Here is a 20,477-nt window from a genome sequence, read left to right as displayed (position 1 = left end):
TTTGAAAATAGCCAAATTTTCTTAATGGCGCCGCAGCCTTGGTATTAAAGCAGCAGATTTTGGCGGCTTTAAGTTAATTTTGTCAGTCAATTACAGTTTTGATTTGGTGCGATTTTAAACGATTGCCAGCGATGTTTAAACCAAAGTAGTTCAACAAAAAAGCCAGTACAAAACTGGCTTTTTCTTTCTTGACTTTACAATTTAGGGCGAATGCTGCGTGTCAAATGACAACAATTACGGCCCATCAACACGCTCAATGGTAACGTTGCCCACGCCTTTTTGGGTAAGACCAATGGCTTTGGCAGCACCATAAGATAGGTCAAGCACGCGGTTGCCGTGGAAAGGGCCACGATCGTTCACTTTTACAACCACAGATTTGCCGTTGTCTTTGTTGGTTACGCGAATGTAGCAGTTTAGCGGCAAAGAGCGGTGCGCTGCGGTCATTGCGTGCATATCAAAGCGCTCGCCACTGGCGGTTTTGCGGCCGTGGAATTGGCGACCATACCAAGACGCCAAGCCTGACTGCTTGAATTTATTCACCGTGTTTGACGCAACGGCAGTGAGTTTTTCTAGCACTGGCTCTTCACCGCTGATGGTGGTGGTTGCTTTATTTACCAGTGGGCTATTTAGCGCAAGTGAAACTGGCTGTCTGGCGGATTTTACCAAACTTGAAGCACTTTCATGCTGACGAGTCAGCTCGCCTAACACTTGCTCAATGTTGGTTGTGGCACCAGCTGCGTTGGCACTACTGGCGTGTGCATTTAGTCCAAACGTTGAACCGACAACGACCATGCAGCCAAGCAATGTGCGTGAATGTTTCATAATTACCTCTTTGGTTGTCTTTGGTGTGCAACCAGCCATTTATCAGCGCCTTGCCAAATCAGGGTTTGGCTGGGCGAATGTTTGTAAATGACGTGGTGGGTTATGTGCACGCCAAGCCCAAAAGCACACGGCTTTATGGGGTGAGTTTGCCAAATGCTCGGCTTTATTGTGGATTCAATGTTATCGGACACAAGGTTATCCAAGCCAAACATTTGCTGCGTTTTTCTTAGTAATGGATTGCTTTTTAAACAGCTTATCCTACTAAGATGATGTCTGTGCGCTGTCTTTTCAAGGGTTTGAATAAGAACTAAGCCAAGGGGTTTTAAGTGCGCTTGATAAATTTGGATTTATCACACTATCTTAAAAACCGCACGCGTATGTCAAAAAAATACGTCAAGTTGCACACAGGCATTGGTTTAGAAAAACTAAAAATTATGCAAAAATTTAAACACGCTGTAATCACAAAAATTCATCAATCTTTTGTCATGATTTTCACCCATTATTCTTTTGATGAAAACCGTAAGCCTGCCTATAAATCAAGGTGATTTGGCAAATGGCATAAGTTTTATATGCGTGGCAAATTTTGCTTTTTATATGGTAGCACTATTTTTATAAAAGACAAGCATATAATTTTATTTATTTTCAATAAGTTAGATAAATTTTTGTCTTCATCTTGCCTAAAATCCGTAAATTTTTTGGCGATTTTCATCAAATGTTCATCAAGCATTCGCTAAAATAGCCAAGCTGTTTTGCTGTGATTTTTGGTGTGGATGCGGGCGCAAATCGTACATTTATTAGATGGATTTTAGGTGGCTGATTTTGGGCGTGTCTTGATGGGATTGATAAGTTTGTTTTATAAATATTTTGGTATGATTTGGGGTGTTAGTGGTGGAAGTTGGGGGTGTCGTTCGTTTTTCTAATTTTTTATTGTTCTGATTTTTGCAAGATGGCTGATGATTTGTCGTTGTTTTGAAAAGTGATTTGCAATGACGGCTTGTCTTGACTTTGAATGAATTAAAATTTACCATAATGAGATGTGTATGATGGAAAATAAACATGACAGACAGACTTGATGAACGTCTAAAACGTCAGTTTGCCCGTGATGCCAGTCGTGATAATCCGCAGTATAATCATGACGAATTTCAAAAATGGAGTGAAGAAACCCAAGCTGAGCTTGACCAAGCAAAGGAAAAGCTGGCAGAAATGCAGCAAATCATTGACGAAATGGAACAAATGGAACGCAACCGCCCAAGTGCTGCTGATACCCTTGCCAATGCCTTTATTAGTGCGTGGTCAATGTTGGCATTTGTCTTTTTTGGTTTTGGTTTGGTTGTCATCGGTATTTTGTTTTTGCATTTTATCGGTTTGATTTGACCGCTCATATGTACAGGGCTGATTGTGTGTATTTTTAATGAATAAAAAACATGAAAAAAGAAGCTGAAACTATTGATACGCGCACGATTGAGGAAATTGCACAAAGCATTCAGAGGTATGAAGAACAAATTGCGTACTTTAGGCAAAAAGCCAAAGAGCGTAACGCCCGACCAACATCTGGCAGTATCGGTATTTTCGGCACTTTTGCTGTAGCATTGGGTTTGTTCTTTTTAATCATTATTTGTCTTGTTATTTTCGCTACGGTGTTTTTATAAAAAGGAAAGGCATGGCATCTAACATCTAAAATCGCAGTTGTCATTGGCATTTTATTTTTAGGCTTTATTGGTGTGATTGAGTGATTATTTTATAAGGCGTGATGACATGTCAACACACGACCCTGAATTTGAGCAGTTGCTAAAAAATGCTCGTGAATTAGAGGCGATCAACCAGCGCATAGCTGAGCGTCGCAAACGCTCGGTTGAACTTGATGTACGCATCGCTTCATATCCTCCAATCGGCATTTTCGGTACTTTTGCTGTCGCATTGGGTTTGTTCTTTTTAATCATTATTTTTCTTATCATTTTTGCGCTCATCTTTACCTAAGCCGCTTATCAAAAAAGCCTAAGCCTTTGCCAGCTTAGGCTTTATTTTCAGCTCTCATGACGCACGATGGCAAGCTCGTGCCAATCCATCAGCTCATCAAGCGTCATGCCAGCACAATCGGCAAACGTCCAGTGAAAAATCACCGCCAAATTTGCCACCACTTCTTCTACACGTCTTGGGTATCCGTGCTGTCTGTCTGTGCGAAAAAACCCATCACTTCACCCACCAATGTGCTAAATTCCACCAAGCCCATGCGCTCAAGTGCTGGCTGTGCTGCAATATTGACATTTTAAGCCAAAATATCCATAATGAAATTGTCTTTGTGGCTGGATTTGTATGCGCTGCTGCTGCGAATTTTTAAAGGATTGAGTGAGTTTTTGCTTGATTTATAACGATTTATCTTGAGTAAGTTGGTGTGGTGTAGTTGCTGGCTTGCTTTATCTTAAATGTATCAAAGACGCATTTTAACCAACATATCAGTACGGATAATCAAATGAACAAAAAACACGGTTTGGTAAGTGCGTTGGCAGTGGCGATGGTGCTTGCTGGGTGTGCGAGTGCGCCCACTTATTCACCAAGCAATTCCAACGGCTCACAAAGTTTGTCTAAGCATACTTCTCATACGCCTAAGAGTGCGCACAAAACATCAGCACAAATGGCGGCACCATCTCAAAACCATAGCCATAATGCGTTTGGTGTCATTGATGGGCAGGTGGGCAGTGCAGCGCATTTTAATCAGTGGCTGGCAAACTCGGCGCAGCAAAGCGATGTGGCAAAATACCAGCAGTATTTGGCGCAGCAGTTGGGTGTGGCTGCTGTGCCGCCAATGCATGAGCTTTTGACGACGGCACGTTCGTGGCTGGTGTGCGGTTTTGCGCCTTATCAAGTGCCACCTGAAACGCTTTGGTCGTCTATGTTGCCGACTTTGCGGCTGTATCATGCGCTAAAAACACAAGCGGTTTTGCCAGCGCACACGCAGATTCGCTCGGTGTATCGCAATCCTGCGCTCAATGAATGCGCAGGCGGCGCGCCATCAAGTAAGCACATGGCAAACAGTGCGATTGACGTATGGATTCCTGATTATGCGCCAGATGACCCACGGCTGGCGGCAACTCAAGACGCACTGTGTCAGTTTTGGCTTGTGCATGGCGAACGGTGGAATTTGGGGCTGGGCTTGTATGCGACAGGTGCAATCCATCTGGATACGCAAGGCTACCGCAAATGGGGCGCACAGCATTCTTTGGGCGGTGCGGCGTGCCAGCAGATGTTTGCGGGGCAATAAAGCATGGTGTTTAAAAAGGATTTATTATGACAACTCACACAGCTCGCAATTTGACCAGCAATCCCACCAACAATCCTATCAATCACTCCACCAATAATCCTACTTACATCGCTCACGTTCGCTCAAGCGATGGCGCGGTTCAAACGTTGCAAACCCATTTATTTGAAACGGCTGCGCTGACCAAGTCGTTGGCGGCAAAGATTGGACTTGCGCATTGCGGTGAAATCATTGGGCTGCTGCACGATTTTGGTAAATTCAGCAGTGAATTTCAGCGCTACATTCGCCAAGATACCAATGATTTTGATGTGGATTTTGGGTCGGGTAATCACCAAAGATACCAGCGTGGCGATGTGGATCATTCGACCGCAGGGGCGATGTGTATTGCCAAGGTGCTGGCAAAAGCTTTAAAAGGCGGGCAGACGCAGCTGCTGTCGGACGTGCTGTTTTTGTGCATTGCTTCTCATCACAGCGGCTTGATTGATGTGGTGAATGCTGATGACGAGTTCGTTTTAGATAAACGCAAGCAAAAGCCGCACGATAAGACGCATTTTGACGAAATCATCAAAAATCCGCACGCCAATAAAATCTTGCAAAGCATGACGCTGCAGCAATTGCTTGCAGCTCATAATGAATTTAAAGCGCTTATTGATGGCGTGCTGGCAGAGCAAATCCATGATAGACAAAAGGATTTTTATGTGGGATTTGTAGTGCGGCTGCTGTTTAGCTGTTTGATTGATGCAGACAGGACGAACAGCATCGCTTTTGAAAATCCCAAGCAGCGGCATGAGCTTGAATTTCACAAGCCTGATTGGCAATGGGCGATTGATAAGGTGGAAGCGAAGTATAAGAGTTTCGACAAGCGTCAGGAATTTGCTAAGCATCAGGGTTTTGAGCAAAAGCAGGCTTTGGGCGAGCCAAGCATGGCAGAGCCAGACAACTGTCAAACGAGCCGCACTCAGCACATCAATGCCCAACGCCAAAAAGTTGCGCAGACCTGCTTGCAAATGGCGCAATCCAAACAAGGAATTTTTAGTTTGACTGTGCCGACTGGTGGTGGTAAGACCTTGGCGAGTTTACGCTTTGCGGTCAATCATGCCAAATTGCACGATTTGGATCGCATTATTTTTGTCATTCCTTTCACCAGCATCATTGAGCAAAATGCCAAAGAAGTGCGTGAAATTTTTAGTGGTGAAGGCACATACGGCGAGCAAAGCGCATACGATTGGGTGCTGGAGCAACATTGTAATATCGAGCCTGATGTGCAGACATGGCAAAGCAAGCTGGTGATGGATTCTTGGAATAAGCCGATTATTTTTACCACGATGGTGCAGTTTTTGGAAAGTTGTTTTGCTGGCGGCACAAAAGGCGTGCGGCGCTTGCACCAGCTGACAAACAGCGTGATTGTTTTTGATGAAATCCAAACTTTGCCGATTACTTGCTACCATCTGTTTTGTAATGCGGTGAATTTTTTGACCACGCACGCCAAAACCACCGCCGTGCTGTGTACTGCCACTCAGCCGATTTTGCACCGCTTGCCTTTGGTGCATGAAGGCGTGCTGCATACGCCTACGGAGATTGTCGGTGATCAAAGTGCGCTCAATGAGCTGTTTGATGTGCTAAAGCGTGTGCAAATTCATGATTGCAGCCAAAAACCGCAGTCTTTGGAAGAAATGACAGATTTTGTGGTGCAAAAGGCGCAAACTTTTGATGACGTGCTGGTGATTGTCAATACGAAGGCGTGGGCAAGACAGCTGTATCAAAGCGTGGCGCAAGTTTATCAGCGTGGCAAGGTGTTTCATCTAAGCACATCGCAGTGCGCCAATCACAGAAAGCAGCTGTTGGCGCAGATTAAGAATAGGCTTGCCCAGCGTCTACCAACCATCGTCATCTCAACGCAGCTGATAGAAGCAGGCGTGGACATTTCGTTTCACAGCGTGGTGCGATTTGTGGCGGGGCTTGACAGTGTGCTGCAGGCGGCAGGGCGCTGTAATCGGCATGGCGAGCTGTTTGATGGCGCAAAAGGCGAAAAAGGTCAGGTGTTTTTGATTCAGCCAGATAAGGAAAATCTAAGCCGTCTTAAGACCATTGAGCATGGCAAAGCGTGCATGCTGACAATCTTACAAAAACTTGCCATGCCAGAAAATAAGGATAAAGATCTGCTTGAACCTAGGTTGATGGCGGCGTATTTTAGCAATTTTGTGAGTTCGGGTGCTATGAAAAAATTGAGCGTTTATCCTGTGGATAATTACTCCATGATGACGTATTTATCAGGCTTGCCAAAGCATAACGACAACAAAGAGCGCTATAAATTAAGACAGCAGCCCAAATTGTATCAGTCTTTTATGGCGGCAGGCAAGGCATTTCAAGCGATTGATGCGCCGACCAAGGCAGTCATCGCACCCTTTGGCGAAGAAGGTAAGGCGCTGATTACCAAGCTGTGCGAATTTGTGAGCAAGCCCAAAGATGCAAATTTTTATGCGCTATTTGCACAGGTGCAGGGGCTGAGCGTGAATGTGTTTGCTCACGAGTTTGCAGCGCTTGAAAAATCGCAAGCACTGACAGACATTGACGAGACAGGTTTGATGGTACTTGATGAGCGTTTTTATGATGATGAATATGGTTTGAATTTGACGGGCGATGGCAAGATGACGTGTGAAATTTGGTAATTTAGCCAATGCGCTGATATGGTAATTTTTGTGATGTTTTGATGATGGTTTGGCACTTGGCACTTGGCACGATGATTTTTTACAATAAACCCAACCACCAAACCCAGCAAACTACAAATCCATTACAAACATCACTTGCGAAGCGTGAGTTTTCTTGTTAGACTTGCGCAATTTGCCAAATAAATCCTTGCAAAAGGGTGTTTTTAGCGCATTTTGGCAAGGTTTATCTAAGTTTATCAATATATGAAAGAGTAAGTTTATGAAATCTAAGTATTTTTCGGTATCGGCATTGGCGCTTGCCACTTCTGCGTTATTACTTGCAGCGTGCAGCAGTGCGCCGACACAGCAGCCCATCAAAGTAACGCAAGGCGCAAGCGTGGTATCTAAAGAGCAAACGCCAACTCGCATTGTTACCAGCACTCAAAGCACGCAAGTTGCTAAACCAACTCAAACTCAGCCAGCCCAAACCCAAGCGCCAGCGGTACAATCCACCACGTCATCAGCGCAGTTTTACGCCAGTTTTGATGATTGGAAATCAGATTTTATCCGCCGTGCCATCGCATCAGGATATAACAGCGGCGCGGTTTACAGCCTGATGAATGGTGCAGCTTTGTCGCAGCGCGTGATTGATTTGGATCGCTCGCAGGCAGAATTTAGCAAAATGCCGTGGGAGTATGTGGAAGGCGCTGCCAGCAGCAATCGCATCAATCAAGGTCGCAGCAAATTAAATGATCAACGCTCGGTGCTGGTGGACACTGAAAATCGCTATGGCGTGCCAAAGGAAATCACCACTGCGATTTGGGGTATGGAGTCGTCTTTTGGCGCAGGCATGGGCAACATGGATTTGGTGAACGCCTTGTCTAGCCTTGCTTATGACGGTCGCCGCCGTGATTTTGCTGAGTCGCAGCTGCTGGCAATGCTTAGCATGATTGAGCGTGGCGATGTGAGTCAATCTCAACTAAAAGGCTCGTGGGCTGGCGGCATGGGGCACACGCAGTTTATCCCTGCCACTTGGATTCAAGAAGGCGTGGACGGCAATGGCGATGGTCGCAAAAACCCATGGACGGCAAGCGATGCGCTGACTTCTACCGCAAGCTATCTGGGTAATGCAGGCTGGGTGCGTGGCGTTGCGCCTTATTATGAAGTGCGTTTGCCGCAAGGTTTTGATTATCGTTTGATTGGCGAAAAACGCTCGCTGGACGAATGGCGCCAATTAGGCTTGACATCGGCAGCGGGCGAATATTTTTCAGGTACAACAAGCGCTGAGCTGTGGCTGCCTGCAGGTATCAGTGGCCCTGTATTGCTTGCCACACAAAACTTTGACGTGATTAAAGTGTATAACAACTCATCAAACTATGCGCTGGGCGTGGCTTTGCTGGCAAAACGCATTGCAGGCGGTCAAGGCTTTGTGGCTTCGTGGCCAACTTATGAGTCGCCATTGTCACGCACCCAAGTGCAAGCCTTGCAAAGAAACCTAACCGCAAAAGGCTATAACACTGGCGGCGTGGACGGCATTGCAGGCGCAAACACTCGCAGAGCTTTTGCCAGCTGGCAGCAAGCAAACGGCAAGATTCCAGATGGCTTTATCAGCCAAAGCACGGCAGGTGATTTGATTTGGTAGAATTGACAAGTCATCTTATGCAAAACGACTTAATTTTTGCAAATGGCAGTTTATAAATAACCGTTTGTAAAGCCGCTTGCAAAAAAACCACCAACATAATATGTGTTGGTGGTTTTGTTTTTGGTGATTTTTAGGCGTAACTGACGAATATTGCATTAAAATTCCAAGCTGCGTTTCGTCAGTTTGGCTAAAACTGGCAATCGTCAAGTTGTAAATCACACCTTGTTTTGCAGCAGCTGCGCCAATTCATCACGCGCCTTGATAAAGCCGTCAATGCCTTTATGTACCAAAGCGTCCAGCGGGTCGTTTTCTTGGGCTGCACGAAACTGTGCTTCGCTGATTGGCGCAGGTTTGGCTTGAATGTTTTGGCTTGGGGTCAGCTGTCTTGGCACGTCAAGTTCGCTGTTTGACAATTCATCAAGCAAAGCAGGTGCAATGGTTAATAAATCACAGCCTGCCAACGCCAAAATCTGCGCCGTGCTGCGAAAACTTGCGCCCATCACTTGCGTGCTGTAGCCGTAATCTTTGTAATATTGGTAGATTTGCTTGACGGAATTGACACCCATGTCATCACTGATGGCAACGCTGTCCACGCCATCGCGCGCCTTTTGAAAATCGGTGATACGCCCCACAAAAGGCGAGATGAGTGTAACGTTTGCGTCCGCACAGGCAATCGCTTGCGCCTTGGTGAAAAGCAAGGTTAAATTACAGGCAATGCCTTCTTGCTCAAGGGTTTTGGCGGCTTGAATGCCTTCCCAAGTGGCGGCGATTTTGATTAAAATGCGTGATTTGTCCACGCCAGCTTGCTGGTAGCGAGCAATCAATTCGTGCGCTTTTTTAATCGTGCCTTCGGTGTCAAACGACAAGCGCGCGTCCACTTCGGTAGAAACACGCCCAGCAATCAGTTCGCTGATTTTCTTGCCGAGCGCCACGGTCAAATAATCAATGGCTTCGTCCGTATCCATGCCTGCCACTTCGCCAATCAATGCGTCATGTTCGCCACTTTTAAAGGCGGCGGTAATCAGGCTTGGGTTGGTGGTGGCGTCCACAGGATTTAGGCGCGCGATGGCGGATAAATCGCCTGTATCGGCAACGATGATGGTGTGTTTGGCAAGATTGGCTAATGCGCTCATAAAATTTTCCGTGTGGTTGTTATTTTAAAAAGGGTGAATGATGGTGCGCTAAACTTAGCATATTTGCGCACGTTTTGCCAGTGTTTTGCGCACTTTTTGAGTTTATTGAGCGTGTGATAAGTGTTAATAAACCAAAAGTTTGGCGGATTGATAACTTTCATTTTATAAAACCCTCAAACAAATACGTTTTTCTGCACAAAAATGCGCTTTGGGGTGAAATTGGCGTTTTACAATCTGTAAAAATCGTGTATCATGATGGCATTTTATAAAAAGGGTTTGTCGGACGTGATTTAAAAGACCATCGCTGCATTTTTATAATGGCGGCAAGCCCAAGTTTTCACAGTAAACCATTTTATAACAAGCCATTTACGTTGCGATTTATAATAAGTCTGGCTTTGTTTGGCAAAATCTGCCCGCCAAGCCAGTTTTAAGGATTTTTTATGACGAATACCGCATTAAACACCACCAAAATCCAAGATTTGCGCAAAGAAATTGACGGCATTGACGAGCAAATCCAAACGCTCATCAATCGCCGTGCTGCCATTGCGCAGTCGGTTGCTGATGTCAAAAAACATCACGAAGACCACCCGATTTTTTATCGTCCAGAACGTGAAGCGCAGGTGCTAAAAGCCGTGATGGCGCGTAACACAGGGCCGCTGTCTGGCGAGAAAATGGCACGTTTGTTCCGTGAGATTATGTCGGTGTGTCTTGAGCTTGAAGCGCCGCAAAAAGTGGCGTTTTTGGGGCCGATTGGGACGTTCACGCACGCCGCTGCGCTCAAGCATTTTGGCAAGGCAGCGACCACCGTGCCGCTTGCCACCATCACCGATGTGTTTCGTGAAGTGGAAGCAGGCAGTGCGATGTATGGCGTTGTGCCTGTGGAAAATTCGTCTGAAGGTGTGGTGAATCATACGTTGGACGGTTTTTTGGGTTCGAGCCTAAAAATCATTGGCGAAGTGGAATTGCCAATTCATCATAATTTTTTGGTGGCAGAACACACCAAAGTGGACAGTCTAAGCCGTATTTATTCACACCAGCAGTCGCTTGCGCAGTGCCGTCATTGGCTGGACGTGAATTTTCCAAATGTGGAGCGAGTGGCAGTGTCATCAAACGGTGAAGCCGCGCGCCGCCTGCAAAACGAATGGCACAGCGCCGCCATCGCAGGTGATGTGGCGGTGGCTGAATATGGCTTGCATAAGCTGTATGAAAACATTGAAGACAATCCGGGTAACACCACGCGCTTTTTAATCATCGGTCAAGAAGACGTGCCGCCATCAGGTCAAGATAAGACGTCTATTTTGGTGTCTAGCCCTGACCGTGCGGGTGCGCTGATTGAGATTTTAGAGCCGCTCAAAAAGCATGGCGTGTCTATGACGAGTATTGAAACACGTCCAGAGCGTCCGAATAAATGGGCGTATGTGTTTTTCATTGATATGAATGGACATGTACAAGACGATAACGTGGCGGCAGCGATTGAAGAAATTCGTCCGCTGGTGAAAGATTTGCGTGTGCTGGGTTCGTATCCAAAAGCGGTTTTGTGATTTGGTGAATTGACGATAAATTGGTGGTAATTTAGGTGGTGTATCGTGTTTGATTTGATGGTAAATTAAATTGACTGTTAGTTAAATTGATTGCCAATCAACCATCAATCCAATTAACCGCCAAATCATCAAAAACGGTATTTTAACGTAAATCACAACGCACCATTAAATTTGGTAGAATTATCATGACAAAAAATCGCCACGCCTTGCCCTGTGAGCGTTTGTGCGTGATTGGGCTTGGGCTGATTGGGGCAAGTTTCGCCCAAGGCATCAAAAACCACGCCCTACAAAAACCGCACGCCGCACTTGCCAAGCAAATCGTGGCGGTGGACACAAGCCAAGACAGCATCACCGATGGCGTGATGAGCGGACTTTTGGACGCTGGCAGTACGGACGTTTATGAAGGCGTGGCGGGCGCAGATGTTATTGTCATTGCCGTGCCTGTGCAAGCATTGGCAGGCGTGCTTGGCGAGATTAAGCGCGCGATGGATGCTGGCAAATTAGCCAAAGAGTGTATTATCAGCGATGTGTCCAGCACCAAGCAAAGCGTGCTGGAAGCGGCGCGCGGTGTTTTTGGGCAAGTGCCACCCACGTTTGTGCCAGCGCACCCCATCGCAGGGGCGGAAAATTCAGGCTTTCACGCACGCAATCCTGAGCTGTTTTGCCATCATAAAGTCATCATTTGTCCGCACGAGCGCACCGATGATGTCGCACTAAACACGGTGCAGACGCTGTGGCAGACGCTTGGTGCTGACGTGATTTTTATGGACAGCGCACGCCACGATGAGATTTTGGCGTACACCAGCCATTTGCCGCATTTGCTTGCTTTTGCGCTGACCGAGCAGCTGGCTGGGCATGACGATAATTTGGACATTTTTCGCTATGCGGCAGGCGGATTTCGTGATTTTAGCCGCATTGCCGCAAGCCACCCTGTGATGTGGCATGATATTTTTATGGCAAATAAGCAGGCACTTTTGACGGCATTAGACGCTTATCAAGCGCAGCTCACCCGTGCCAAGCAAATGATTCAAGCGCACGATACCAGCATCAATGCGCAATCTGAGCCACTGCTACAATGGCTTGCCACCGCGCGCCACGCCAGACGGCATTTTGGGCATATGCTGGCAGGCAAACCAAAAACTTCACTTTCAAATCAGGACGACACCATGAGCCAAAGTTATTACATTCAGCCGCAGCACGACATCAGTGGCGTGATTAGCGTACCGGGGGATAAATCCATTTCGCACCGTTCCATCATGTTTGGTTCGCTTGCCGATGGCGTAACGCGTGTGAGTGGTTTTTTGCAAGGTGAAGACGCACTGGCAACGCTACAAGCCTTTAGCGATATGGGCGTGAAGATTGAGCGTACAGGCGATCAAGTCGTCATTCATGGCGTGGGCATTGATGGCTTGAGCACACCAAAAAACCCTTTGTACATGGGTAATTCTGGCACGAGTATGCGCCTTTTGGCGGGGATTTTGTCAGCGCAAAAATTTGACAGCGTGATGACAGGCGACGTCAGCCTATCAAAGCGTCCGATGGAGCGTGTGGCGGTGCCACTGCGCCAAATGGGTGCAAAAATCCAAAGCACGGGCGAAAAGGGTACTGCACCACTTTCTATCACGGGCAATCAAACCTTAAACGCCATTCATTATGAGCTGCCTGTGGCGTCTGCGCAGATTAAGTCGTGCCTGATTTTGGCGGCTTTGTGGGCGCAGGGCGAGACCGTCATCGTTGAGCCTGAAGTGAGCCGTGATCACACCGAGCGTATGCTAAACGCCTTTGGCTATCCTGTGGTGAGTAGCGGCAGAGAAATTCGCGTAACGGGCGGCGGGCGCTTGAGTGCGTGCGACATCATCGTGCCAGCGGACATTTCTAGTGCAGCGTTTTTTATGGTGCTGGCGGCGATTGGCGGCGGCGAAGGCTTGACGATTCAAAAGGTTGGCATGAACCCAACACGCACAGGCGTGATTGATATTTTGCGCTTGATGGGCGCAGACATCACGGTGAGTAATGAAACGGTGGTGGGCGGCGAGCCAATCGCTGACATCACGGTGCGCCCATCGGATTTGCAAGGCATTGATATTCCAGAACATTTGGTGCCGCTGGCGATTGATGAATTTCCTGTGCTGTTTGTCGCGGCAAGCTGCGCCACTGGCACAACTCGGCTTACTGGTGCAAAAGAGCTGCGTGTCAAAGAATCTGACCGCATTGCGGTGATGGCGGACGGCTTAAGCGCGCTTGGCGTGGATTGCACCGTGCTAGAAGACGGCATTATCATCAACGGCAAGGGCGTGGCAGGTACACGCAATGCGGTGTTTGGCGGTGGCGAGATTGAATCGCATCACGACCATCGCATTGCCATGAGTTTTGCGGTGGCAAGTGCGCGTGCGGCAGACGAAATCGTCATTCATGGCACAGAAACGGTAGCGACAAGTTTCCCGAATTTTGCCGACCTTGCCAATCGTGTAGGCTTAAAAATTGACGTGAAGTAGTTTTATAAGAAATAGCTACAAGAAGCAAGCACAAGAAATAATTGCAAGTGAGTGGATTTGCAGATTGGTAAATTGCAAGATAATTTGCTAGATGGTTGTAAGCCAGTTTGCAAGTCTATTTGTGAGATTGTGGCGCAAAATTGCAAGTTTATTCACTTGCAAAAATTTTCCTTTGCAAGTGAAATTTTGTTTTGTAATTTATTTTGCAAGCGCAGCTATTGTGCAAGCCAAGCCAGTTTGCAAACTTGCATTTATCGTATCACAGCCAGCAAATTAACAATCAATCCATTATACGAAAGAGCAATCATCAACCAGCCGCCAAAACCGCCCAATCCACCATGTCAAATTCGCAAAATTCATCAACCACCACAGGTGCCATCAGCGTGGCAGCAAGCAGCAGTAAAGCTGACATTGTTACCACGCCAAAGGGCTTGATGACTGCGTTTTCGGCATTTTTGATTTGGGGTGTTTTTCCTTTGTATTTCAAGCAGTTGGCGCATTATGACGCGGTGGAAGTCATCGTGCATCGTGTGGTGTGGACGTTTGTGCTTTTGGCAGTGGTGATGGTGATTGGGCGCAGGCGCGCTTGGTTGGCTTGCGTAAAGGCGCGCCCAAAATGGCTGCTACTCACCTTCGTGGCGGCACTGCTCATCGGCACAAATTGGTTGACTTATGTGTGGGCGGTGGCGCATGACAGGGTGCTAGAAGCCAGTTTGGGTTATTTTATCAATCCTTTGGTGGGCGTGGCGTTATCCATGCTGATTTTTAAAGAAAAGCTGCGCCCCTTGCAAAAATGGGCGGTGGTGTTTGCTGCGGTGGCGGTGGGCGTGCAGCTTGCTATGTTTGGCGGTGTGCCGTGGGTGAGTTTGCTGCTTGCTTTGTCGTTTGCTTTTTATGGCGTGATTCAGCGGCAAACGCCTTTTGATGCGATTGACGGGCTGTTTCTTGAGACTTTGCTGCTGCTGCCCTTGTGCTTGATTTGGCTTAATTTTGCCGATGTGGCAAGCAGTGTGCCGAGTTTTTGGTGGTCGTCTGCGGTGTGGCTGTTGATGCTCGCAGGCCCAATCACGCTGTTGCCACTGCTTTTGTACAACCAATCCACCAAGCAAGTAAATTTTAATACGCTGAGTTTTATGGGTTATTTGACCCCAAGTTTGGTGTTTTTACTGGCGGTGTTTTATTATCGTGAGCCGTTTGATGTGCGCAGTCTTTTGGTGTTCGGCTTGATTTGGACGGGGCTTGCGATTTTTAGCGTGGATTTATTGCGCCATCGCAAGGCGTGATTGTGCGCCAAAAGTTGATGAAATTTGCGCGGCATTTGATTGGCTTGGCGTGATAACTGTTTGTTTGTCAATGCGCATTTGTACGCTTGGCGTGAAATCAGTAAACCATCGAGCCATCAAATTAGTATTTAAATAAACGTAACGTTAATCATGACACAGTCATTAAAATCGCAATCAAAGATATGATAAAAAGGTATAACAATGAACGATGTGGTATTCATTAAAGGCTTAAAAATCAATACCTTAATTGGTGTTTATGATTGGGAGCGCGCGATTAAGCAGTCTTTGGTGATTGACGCGCGCCTAGAGTGCGACATGAGCAAGGCGAGCAGCACGGACGATGTGGCGCACGCCATCAATTACAAAACCGTGTGCGAAGACATTGAAAGACTGTGCCATGAGCTAAAAGCTAAGCTGCTTGAGAGTTTGGCGCAGAATATTTGCGATTATTTGCTAGCAAATTATCCTTGTCTGCGTGTTACGCTTACCATTCACAAGCCAAATGCCATCAAGGCTGCCGACAGTGTGGGCGTGGAAGTGGTGCGTGAAAAGCAGTAATTTTTGACTTGATGCAATAAACTTTAAAAAGACAGTGTAAATACAAAGAAAAGACAATGTAAAGCCAAATCAAGCTAAGCCAAACCAAACGGCTTGAATGCACCATTTGATGAATGAAAAGCGGTTTAAAAGTATTTTAAAAAGTATGCCGATGTGGTTTTCGTCCACTTTGAGTTTGTTAAAGGGCTGGATTGGGGTTTGGTGTGCTTATGATGAAGGATTTTGATCAAGCTGTCTTTACAAACAACATAAGCAACCAGCCGAACAACCGCCTAATAAACGTGCATTTTACAAGAGAATTTTATCCAAACCATGAATAAGCCAGTCATCAACGTGTGCGATGAGTTTGACGGCCGTGAGCAGGTGCGCACGCTGGTGCTGGCGCTTGGCAGCAATCATCATCACGAGCGCTCTTTTGAGCTTGCGCTGGCAAAACTTGGCGAACTTGGCGAACTTGACTGCTCTGATGTGGCGGCAAGTAAGGATTTTACAGGTAAAACCGAGCGTGTGTACCATAATGCTTGCGTGCTGCTTGATGCTGCTGCGCCAAACACGGTGCGTGCGTGGATTGCTGCCACCAAGGAAATTGAGCGACAATGTGGGCGCGGTGATGGACAAGATGTGGCGATGGATATTGATGTGCTGGCAGTGCAAGGCAGTGATGGGGCATGGTGCGTGCATCAAAAACGCTTGCCTTTTAAGGCGCACGAGCGCACGGGACTTATGCAAGTAGCGGCATGGCTGATTTAGCCATGCTTTTTAATACCGAAAATAACTACAAATAAAGCACAAAGGGTTTGATTGGCGAAGTTCTGCTGATTGGGTTATTTGCACCGGATTGAGGGTGGTTAAAAATGGCGGTTTGATAAAAATGGCGCTTGAGTTTTTGATAAAAATGGTGCATAATATGTAATTAGGAATTATTATCGTTTTTATTCTTGTATTTATTTAAGTTGTCATTGTGATTTTAAACACGATAAAAATCAGCACTTATCAAGACGCAGCGGCAACTAAAAAGACAGCTATGAACCGCCAAAACAGGCGAGCAAGCGATAATTTTCGTCCCAATTTTTACCATTCCAAGCGATTAGCCTGAGTGATCACAATGAGCGATGTGCCAGCCAAAACTACAAATCCCACCAATGCACCCATCAAGGCATTGACGATTGGCGGTGTGCTGGCATTGCACGGCTTAGCGGCTTTTGGGCTGATGAATATGCCTGCGCTGGACGCACCACCGCCTAAGGTGAGCGAGCCTTTGCAAATTCAGCTGGTGCAATTAAATCAACTGGAATCGCCTGAGCCGCCAAAAGCTTTGCCCAAACCGCAAGAAGAGCCGCAAGCTAAGCCAAAAATTCAGCCGCAACAGCCAAAAGCTGCTGCGCCTGCGCCTGTTGAGCCACAAAAACCTAAGCCTAAGCCAAAGCCCGAACCTAAACCGCAGCCAGAACCAACCAAAGCTGAACCAGTGAAACCTGTGCCAGTTAAGACGCCTGCGCCACAGCCTACGCCTGATGTGATTGCACTGGAGCGTCAGCGTGCCGAGCAGGCAGCGTTTGAAGTGCAGCAGCGCTTAGAAAAAGAGCGTTTGCAAAAAGAGCGTGCCGAGCAAGAACGCTTGGCGCAAGAACGTGCTGAACAAGAACGCAAAGCCCAAGAAAAAGAGCGACTTGCGCGTGAAAAAGCCGAAGCAGAACGTAAAGCCGAAGCGGAGCGCAAAGCAGCCCAAGCTGAAGCGGCGCGTAAGGCTGCTGAAGCTGCTGCTAATCGTCAAGCAAACGCCCAAGGTGCAGGCGGTAAAGACAGCGACAAACAAAGCCAAGCAAAAGACGACAGTGCAGCCAAAGGCGCACAAGGCGAACTGACTGGACAAAATCTATCCATCACTAATGCCAGCTGGAAGCGCGCGCCAAGACTTTCTATCAGCCCTGATGACGTCAGCGATCGCAGCTTGAATGGGCAGACCATCACTGCATCCGCCACCGTTTCGGTGAACGCCAAAGGCAGAATTACTGCCGTCAGCATTTCTGGCATCTCTGACAAACGCCTAAAAAACGTGCTGGAGCGTCAAATCAGACAAGCGGCACTACACCCTTTTACCAGCAGTGATGGGCGTGCGATGTCTGGCAAAGGTACGTTTACGCTGACCGTGCCAGTGCCGTGATGGGTTGTGAAGTTTTAATGTCATCATGCGCTACAAACTTGCAAAGACTTGCAGATGGTTTGCAAAATTTAGCAAATTAACTTGCAAACAGCTTGCAACTCAACTTGCAAAAGTTTACAAAAACCAAGCGAAATTTAGGCGATAAACGCCATCAAAACATAAAAATTTAAACAAAATCAAACCATTGGGGAAAATTATGGATTTTGCACATTATTGGCAATATACCGATGCGGTGAGCAAAACCTTGTTTTTTATTCTGCTGGCATTGTCGGTGGTGTCGTGGGTGGTGGGCGTTATGCGCCTGCTGAATTCTAAGCGCATGGCGACAAATATCGCCAGCGATTTAAAAGCGCACATGGCAAATAAGCAGGGCGAATTTAGCGCACTTGCATTTGCTGAGCGTAAACTTGTGGTGGAGCAAAATTTGCTTGAGCAGATTGCGCACCATCGCTTTGAAGCGGAAAAAGGTCTGCCTGTGCTGGGTACGACAGCGGCGATTGCGCCTTTTATCGGGCTGTTTGGCACGGTTTGGGGGATTTTTCATGCGCTGCACAGCATTGCCAAAAGCGGGCAAGCAGGGCTTGCGCAAGTGGCAGGGCCTGTGGGCGAAGCCTTGATTATGACTGGTCTTGGGCTGGCAGTGGCGATTCCTGCGGTGGTGTTTTATAACATCGCCACACGCCTAAATAAGCGTGCCATGCACACCGCTAACACCACCGCCCATCAAATTTTGGCGCAAAGCGTGCGCTAAGGGGCGGTTATGGCTTTTGAATTGGGCGATGGCAACAATGACGGCATGAATGAAATCAATCTGATTCCTTTGATTGATATTATGCTGGTGCTGATGATTATTTTTTTGGTAACGGCAACGGTGCTAAACCCAACCGTGCCGCTGGATTTGCCAAAAACGAGCGCTGAAGTGAACGATTTGCCGCCAAAAGTGCTGCAAGTGAGCATTGATGCTGCTGGCGACGTATACTGGGACGCTGAAAAAGTGAGCTTAACTGAATTGCAGGCACGCTTTGAGCAGGCGGTGGCCACAGGCGATGATCCGCAAGTGCAGCTGCGTGCCGACAAAGAAGGCAAATATGACATGGTGGCGCAAGTGCTGGCAACGGCAAGCGGTGCTGGCTTGTCTAAGATTGCTTTTGTTAATGAGTGATGTTGTCAAAAAGGCAATGAATGCAAGGGCAAACTTATTAACTTGCAAAACCAAAAATTTGCAAAATTAAAAAAATCATAAAACTTGCAAGAGCTTGCAAAAAACAAAACCACATTCTGAGTATGAATGTGGTTTTTTTGTTGGTTTGATTTGGGGTTTGAGTTTGGTAAATTCACTTAGTGCTGGCTGACATCAAACACCAAAAGATTGCGCTCATTTAGGGCGTGTTGCCATGCGCTGTGCTGGCTTGCTGGTAGGTTTGGATTGTCGTCATACAGTAAAATCGCCAGTGGTGCTTGACTTGCCAAGCGGTCAATTTTTCTAAGCACGCCACGATCAGGCAGAGTGTGTGTACTGACGGCAAGTAAGATGGTTAGATTTTGTGCGTGGGCGGTTTGGGTCAGCTCGTCACATTGCGCACGTTCGTCCACCGTGCCAAAAGTTGCGGCGATGGTGAGTTTGCTAAGTTTTTCATCAATGGCAGGCGTTGGTGTTACTATGCGCTCAAAATACGCCAAAATCATCGGCTGGGCGGTGTCGGCGGTGCTGTAAGAGGTAGGCGTGCTTGGTGTGAAGTCATCTTGATCCACCACGCGCGGCGTAAAATCCGCCAAAAGTTTGGCATAATAAGGCAAGGCAGTGTCAATTTCACAGCGTGGACGTGCCAAAAATGCGCAAGCCATAAAAGCGATAAACCGTGGCAGTAAGCCATACAAAGCCACCGCCAGCAGCAAAAACCACGCAAATTGTGCGCGTGTGGCGGCATTGGTACTGCTAAAATCTGGCACATCAAAGCCAAGCGCGGCAGGCAATGCGCCAATTTTACCAATCAGCCAAGCGATGTGCGATTCGTGTAATAAAGTGGATTGCCACGCAAAATCGTACTGGCGCACCAAAAACAGCCATACCAATGCCGCCATCGCTCCAAGCAAAGACGCAAGCCACGCACCGTGCAGCAGCTTGCCCAGCGCAAAATGACGCACAGGCTTGATGGTGTCATAGCGCACGGCAAAGGCTTCACGCAGCACGTTTGGATCGCTTGCGTGGTTGAGCTTGCTAAGAATGGGGCGCAGCAGTACCAGACGCTCGCCAAGCTCACCAAAAATAGAAGCAGGTCTTTGCCAAACCAGCGACACGCACCACCACAAAAGCGACAAGCTGTGCCAGCCCAAAAGTGCAAGCAACACATAAAACACATTGACGACTTGCGCTCCAAGCAGTGCCATCACGCCAAGCGCACCCAAGACAAAATACAGTGCGTACACCAGTTTGGCGGTGGCGGATAAATAACGCTTGGACTGCGCTAGAGCGTGGCGCAGTTTGCCATCGCTGTCCAGCTGCTCGGCACGCTCAAAAACAAGCTCAATGGGCGCAGCTGGCGTATTGCTTGCAGCATTTTGGGCGATGAGCGACTGAGTGATGATGTGCGGCGGCTGAGCAAAGCTAAAGCCTGATTCTTGCAATTTACGCACAAGCTCGGCAAGCAGTTTGCGCTCGGTTTCGGTCTTTTGTGTGCTGTGTGTCTGATGGCTCATGGTGAATTTTGGTTTATTTGATGATTTGCACATTGTACATGATTTGTGCGGTCATGTTTGTTATAAACTTGTGATGATGGGTTGTTTTGGTTTGGGGTGTGGGTAGAGATTGCAAAACCCAAACCCAGCAAATTCAAAGACTTGTTATAAATATGTTGGGTTGCGCTGTGCTAATCCAACTTGCAATCGAATCGTCTCGCAAATCCAAGTGGGGCGGCTTGTAGATACCATCCCCACC

17 protein-coding genes and 1 pseudogene are annotated in these 20,477 nt (G+C 47.4%); 14 read left to right on the top strand and 4 right to left on the bottom strand.

The window, feature by feature from the left end; all coding sequences use genetic code 11:
* Positions 1-234 precede the first annotated feature (234 nt).
* Positions 235-594, bottom strand: a pseudogene (locus tag B0181_RS12480) (septal ring lytic transglycosylase RlpA family protein); the annotation flags it as partial.
* Between the two features lie 1,284 nt (positions 595-1,878).
* On the opposite strand from B0181_RS12480, the gene B0181_RS07510 reads away from it, so the two are divergent.
* The 3 genes from B0181_RS07510 (at position 1,879) to B0181_RS07500 (ending at position 2,799) form a co-directional block, all read left to right on the top strand.
* The gene (locus B0181_RS07510; RefSeq protein WP_078276899.1) at positions 1,879-2,196 is read left to right on the top strand and encodes a hypothetical protein; all 318 of its coding nucleotides are present in this window, start codon (positions 1,879-1,881) and stop codon (positions 2,194-2,196) included.
* Between the two features lie 50 nt (positions 2,197-2,246).
* Positions 2,247-2,471, top strand: coding sequence for a hypothetical protein (locus tag B0181_RS07505; RefSeq protein ID WP_078276898.1), 225 nt, complete (start codon positions 2,247-2,249; stop codon positions 2,469-2,471).
* A gap of 106 nt (positions 2,472-2,577) precedes the next feature.
* Positions 2,578-2,799, top strand: a complete 222-nt coding sequence (locus B0181_RS07500; protein WP_078276897.1) for a hypothetical protein — start codon at positions 2,578-2,580, stop codon at positions 2,797-2,799.
* A gap of 47 nt (positions 2,800-2,846) precedes the next feature.
* Here B0181_RS07500 and B0181_RS07495 read toward each other — a convergent pair whose 3' ends face one another.
* Positions 2,847-2,957: a GpE family phage tail protein gene (locus tag B0181_RS07495; protein WP_115338235.1), complete on the bottom strand. Its 111-nt coding sequence runs from the start codon at positions 2,955-2,957 to the stop codon at positions 2,847-2,849.
* 335 nt (positions 2,958-3,292) lie between these two features.
* Between B0181_RS07495 and B0181_RS07490 the strand changes: the two genes are divergently transcribed.
* The 3 genes from B0181_RS07490 (at position 3,293) to B0181_RS07480 (ending at position 8,368) form a co-directional block, all read left to right on the top strand.
* Positions 3,293-4,081 carry a D-Ala-D-Ala carboxypeptidase family metallohydrolase gene (locus B0181_RS07490; RefSeq protein WP_078276895.1) on the top strand — a complete coding sequence of 263 codons (789 nt, stop codon included), beginning with the start codon at positions 3,293-3,295 and terminating at the stop codon, positions 4,079-4,081.
* A 26-nt stretch (positions 4,082-4,107) separates the two neighbouring features.
* Entirely contained in the window at positions 4,108-6,747 is a 2,640-nt protein-coding gene (locus tag B0181_RS07485) for a CRISPR-associated helicase/endonuclease Cas3 (protein WP_078276894.1), read from the top strand.
* 259 nt (positions 6,748-7,006) lie between these two features.
* The gene (locus B0181_RS07480) at positions 7,007-8,368 is read left to right on the top strand and encodes a lytic murein transglycosylase (protein ID WP_078276893.1); all 1,362 of its coding nucleotides are present in this window, start codon (positions 7,007-7,009) and stop codon (positions 8,366-8,368) included.
* 215 nt (positions 8,369-8,583) lie between these two features.
* On the opposite strand, the gene B0181_RS07475 is transcribed toward B0181_RS07480, so the two are convergent.
* A complete protein-coding gene (locus B0181_RS07475) occupies positions 8,584-9,501 on the bottom strand; it encodes a transaldolase (protein WP_078276892.1) in 918 nt (305 codons plus the stop codon).
* 440 nt (positions 9,502-9,941) lie between these two features.
* Between B0181_RS07475 and pheA the strand changes: the two genes are divergently transcribed.
* From pheA to B0181_RS07425, 8 genes are all read left to right on the top strand, one after another.
* Complete coding sequence (pheA, locus tag B0181_RS07465; protein ID WP_078276890.1) at positions 9,942-11,042, top strand: prephenate dehydratase; 1,101 nt, start codon at positions 9,942-9,944, stop codon at positions 11,040-11,042.
* A 185-nt stretch (positions 11,043-11,227) separates the two neighbouring features.
* Positions 11,228-13,537, top strand: coding sequence for a bifunctional prephenate dehydrogenase/3-phosphoshikimate 1-carboxyvinyltransferase (locus B0181_RS07460; protein ID WP_078276889.1), 2,310 nt, complete (start codon positions 11,228-11,230; stop codon positions 13,535-13,537).
* Between the two features lie 434 nt (positions 13,538-13,971).
* Complete coding sequence (gene rarD, locus B0181_RS07450) at positions 13,972-14,820, top strand: EamA family transporter RarD (protein ID WP_242620180.1); 849 nt, start codon at positions 13,972-13,974, stop codon at positions 14,818-14,820.
* 201 nt (positions 14,821-15,021) lie between these two features.
* On the top strand, positions 15,022-15,378 hold the full coding sequence (gene folB, locus B0181_RS07445; protein WP_078276886.1) for a dihydroneopterin aldolase: 357 nt from the start codon (positions 15,022-15,024) through the stop codon (positions 15,376-15,378).
* A 312-nt stretch (positions 15,379-15,690) separates the two neighbouring features.
* Complete coding sequence (locus tag B0181_RS07440) at positions 15,691-16,128, top strand: 2-amino-4-hydroxy-6-hydroxymethyldihydropteridine diphosphokinase (RefSeq protein WP_078276885.1); 438 nt, start codon at positions 15,691-15,693, stop codon at positions 16,126-16,128.
* 355 nt (positions 16,129-16,483) lie between these two features.
* Positions 16,484-17,542, top strand: coding sequence for a hypothetical protein (locus B0181_RS07435; protein WP_078276884.1), 1,059 nt, complete (start codon positions 16,484-16,486; stop codon positions 17,540-17,542).
* A 196-nt stretch (positions 17,543-17,738) separates the two neighbouring features.
* On the top strand, positions 17,739-18,293 hold the full coding sequence (locus B0181_RS07430; RefSeq protein ID WP_078276883.1) for a MotA/TolQ/ExbB proton channel family protein: 555 nt from the start codon (positions 17,739-17,741) through the stop codon (positions 18,291-18,293).
* 9 nt (positions 18,294-18,302) lie between these two features.
* A complete protein-coding gene (locus B0181_RS07425) occupies positions 18,303-18,704 on the top strand; it encodes an ExbD/TolR family protein (protein ID WP_078276882.1) in 402 nt (133 codons plus the stop codon).
* A gap of 176 nt (positions 18,705-18,880) precedes the next feature.
* Here the strand turns inward: B0181_RS07425 and B0181_RS07420 are convergent, their stop codons facing one another.
* A complete protein-coding gene (locus B0181_RS07420; RefSeq protein WP_158078949.1) occupies positions 18,881-20,239 on the bottom strand; it encodes a DUF2868 domain-containing protein in 1,359 nt (452 codons plus the stop codon).
* Positions 20,240-20,477 lie beyond the last annotated feature (238 nt).

Source organism: Moraxella caviae (assembly GCF_002014985.1).
In the GTDB taxonomy this organism is placed as follows: domain Bacteria; phylum Pseudomonadota; class Gammaproteobacteria; order Pseudomonadales; family Moraxellaceae; genus Moraxella; species Moraxella caviae.
The sequence above is the reverse complement of the archived record's forward strand: the minus strand, read 5'-3'. Positions and strand labels throughout refer to the sequence as shown.

Excerpts from the sequence above, each read along its gene's own strand:
- B0181_RS07510 (WP_078276899.1), top strand. The coding sequence starts at position 1,879 with ATGACAGACAGACTTGATGAACGTCTAAAACGTCAGTTTGCCCGTGAT.
- B0181_RS07505 (WP_078276898.1), top strand. The coding sequence starts at position 2,247 with ATGAAAAAAGAAGCTGAAACTATTGATACGCGCACGATTGAGGAAATT.
- B0181_RS07500 (WP_078276897.1), top strand. The coding sequence starts at position 2,578 with ATGTCAACACACGACCCTGAATTTGAGCAGTTGCTAAAAAATGCTCGT.
- B0181_RS07490 (WP_078276895.1), top strand. The coding sequence starts at position 3,293 with ATGAACAAAAAACACGGTTTGGTAAGTGCGTTGGCAGTGGCGATGGTG.
- B0181_RS07485 (WP_078276894.1), top strand. The coding sequence starts at position 4,108 with ATGACAACTCACACAGCTCGCAATTTGACCAGCAATCCCACCAACAAT.
- B0181_RS07480 (WP_078276893.1), top strand. The coding sequence starts at position 7,007 with ATGAAATCTAAGTATTTTTCGGTATCGGCATTGGCGCTTGCCACTTCT.
- B0181_RS07475 (WP_078276892.1), bottom strand. The coding sequence starts at position 9,501 with ATGAGCGCATTAGCCAATCTTGCCAAACACACCATCATCGTTGCCGAT.
- pheA (WP_078276890.1), top strand. The coding sequence starts at position 9,942 with ATGACGAATACCGCATTAAACACCACCAAAATCCAAGATTTGCGCAAA.
- B0181_RS07460 (WP_078276889.1), top strand. The coding sequence starts at position 11,228 with ATGACAAAAAATCGCCACGCCTTGCCCTGTGAGCGTTTGTGCGTGATT.
- rarD (WP_242620180.1), top strand. The coding sequence starts at position 13,972 with ATGACTGCGTTTTCGGCATTTTTGATTTGGGGTGTTTTTCCTTTGTAT.
- folB (WP_078276886.1), top strand. The coding sequence starts at position 15,022 with ATGAACGATGTGGTATTCATTAAAGGCTTAAAAATCAATACCTTAATT.
- B0181_RS07440 (WP_078276885.1), top strand. The coding sequence starts at position 15,691 with ATGAATAAGCCAGTCATCAACGTGTGCGATGAGTTTGACGGCCGTGAG.
- B0181_RS07435 (WP_078276884.1), top strand. The coding sequence starts at position 16,484 with ATGAGCGATGTGCCAGCCAAAACTACAAATCCCACCAATGCACCCATC.
- B0181_RS07430 (WP_078276883.1), top strand. The coding sequence starts at position 17,739 with ATGGATTTTGCACATTATTGGCAATATACCGATGCGGTGAGCAAAACC.
- B0181_RS07425 (WP_078276882.1), top strand. The coding sequence starts at position 18,303 with ATGGCTTTTGAATTGGGCGATGGCAACAATGACGGCATGAATGAAATC.
- B0181_RS07420 (WP_158078949.1), bottom strand. The coding sequence starts at position 20,239 with ATGAGCCATCAGACACACAGCACACAAAAGACCGAAACCGAGCGCAAA.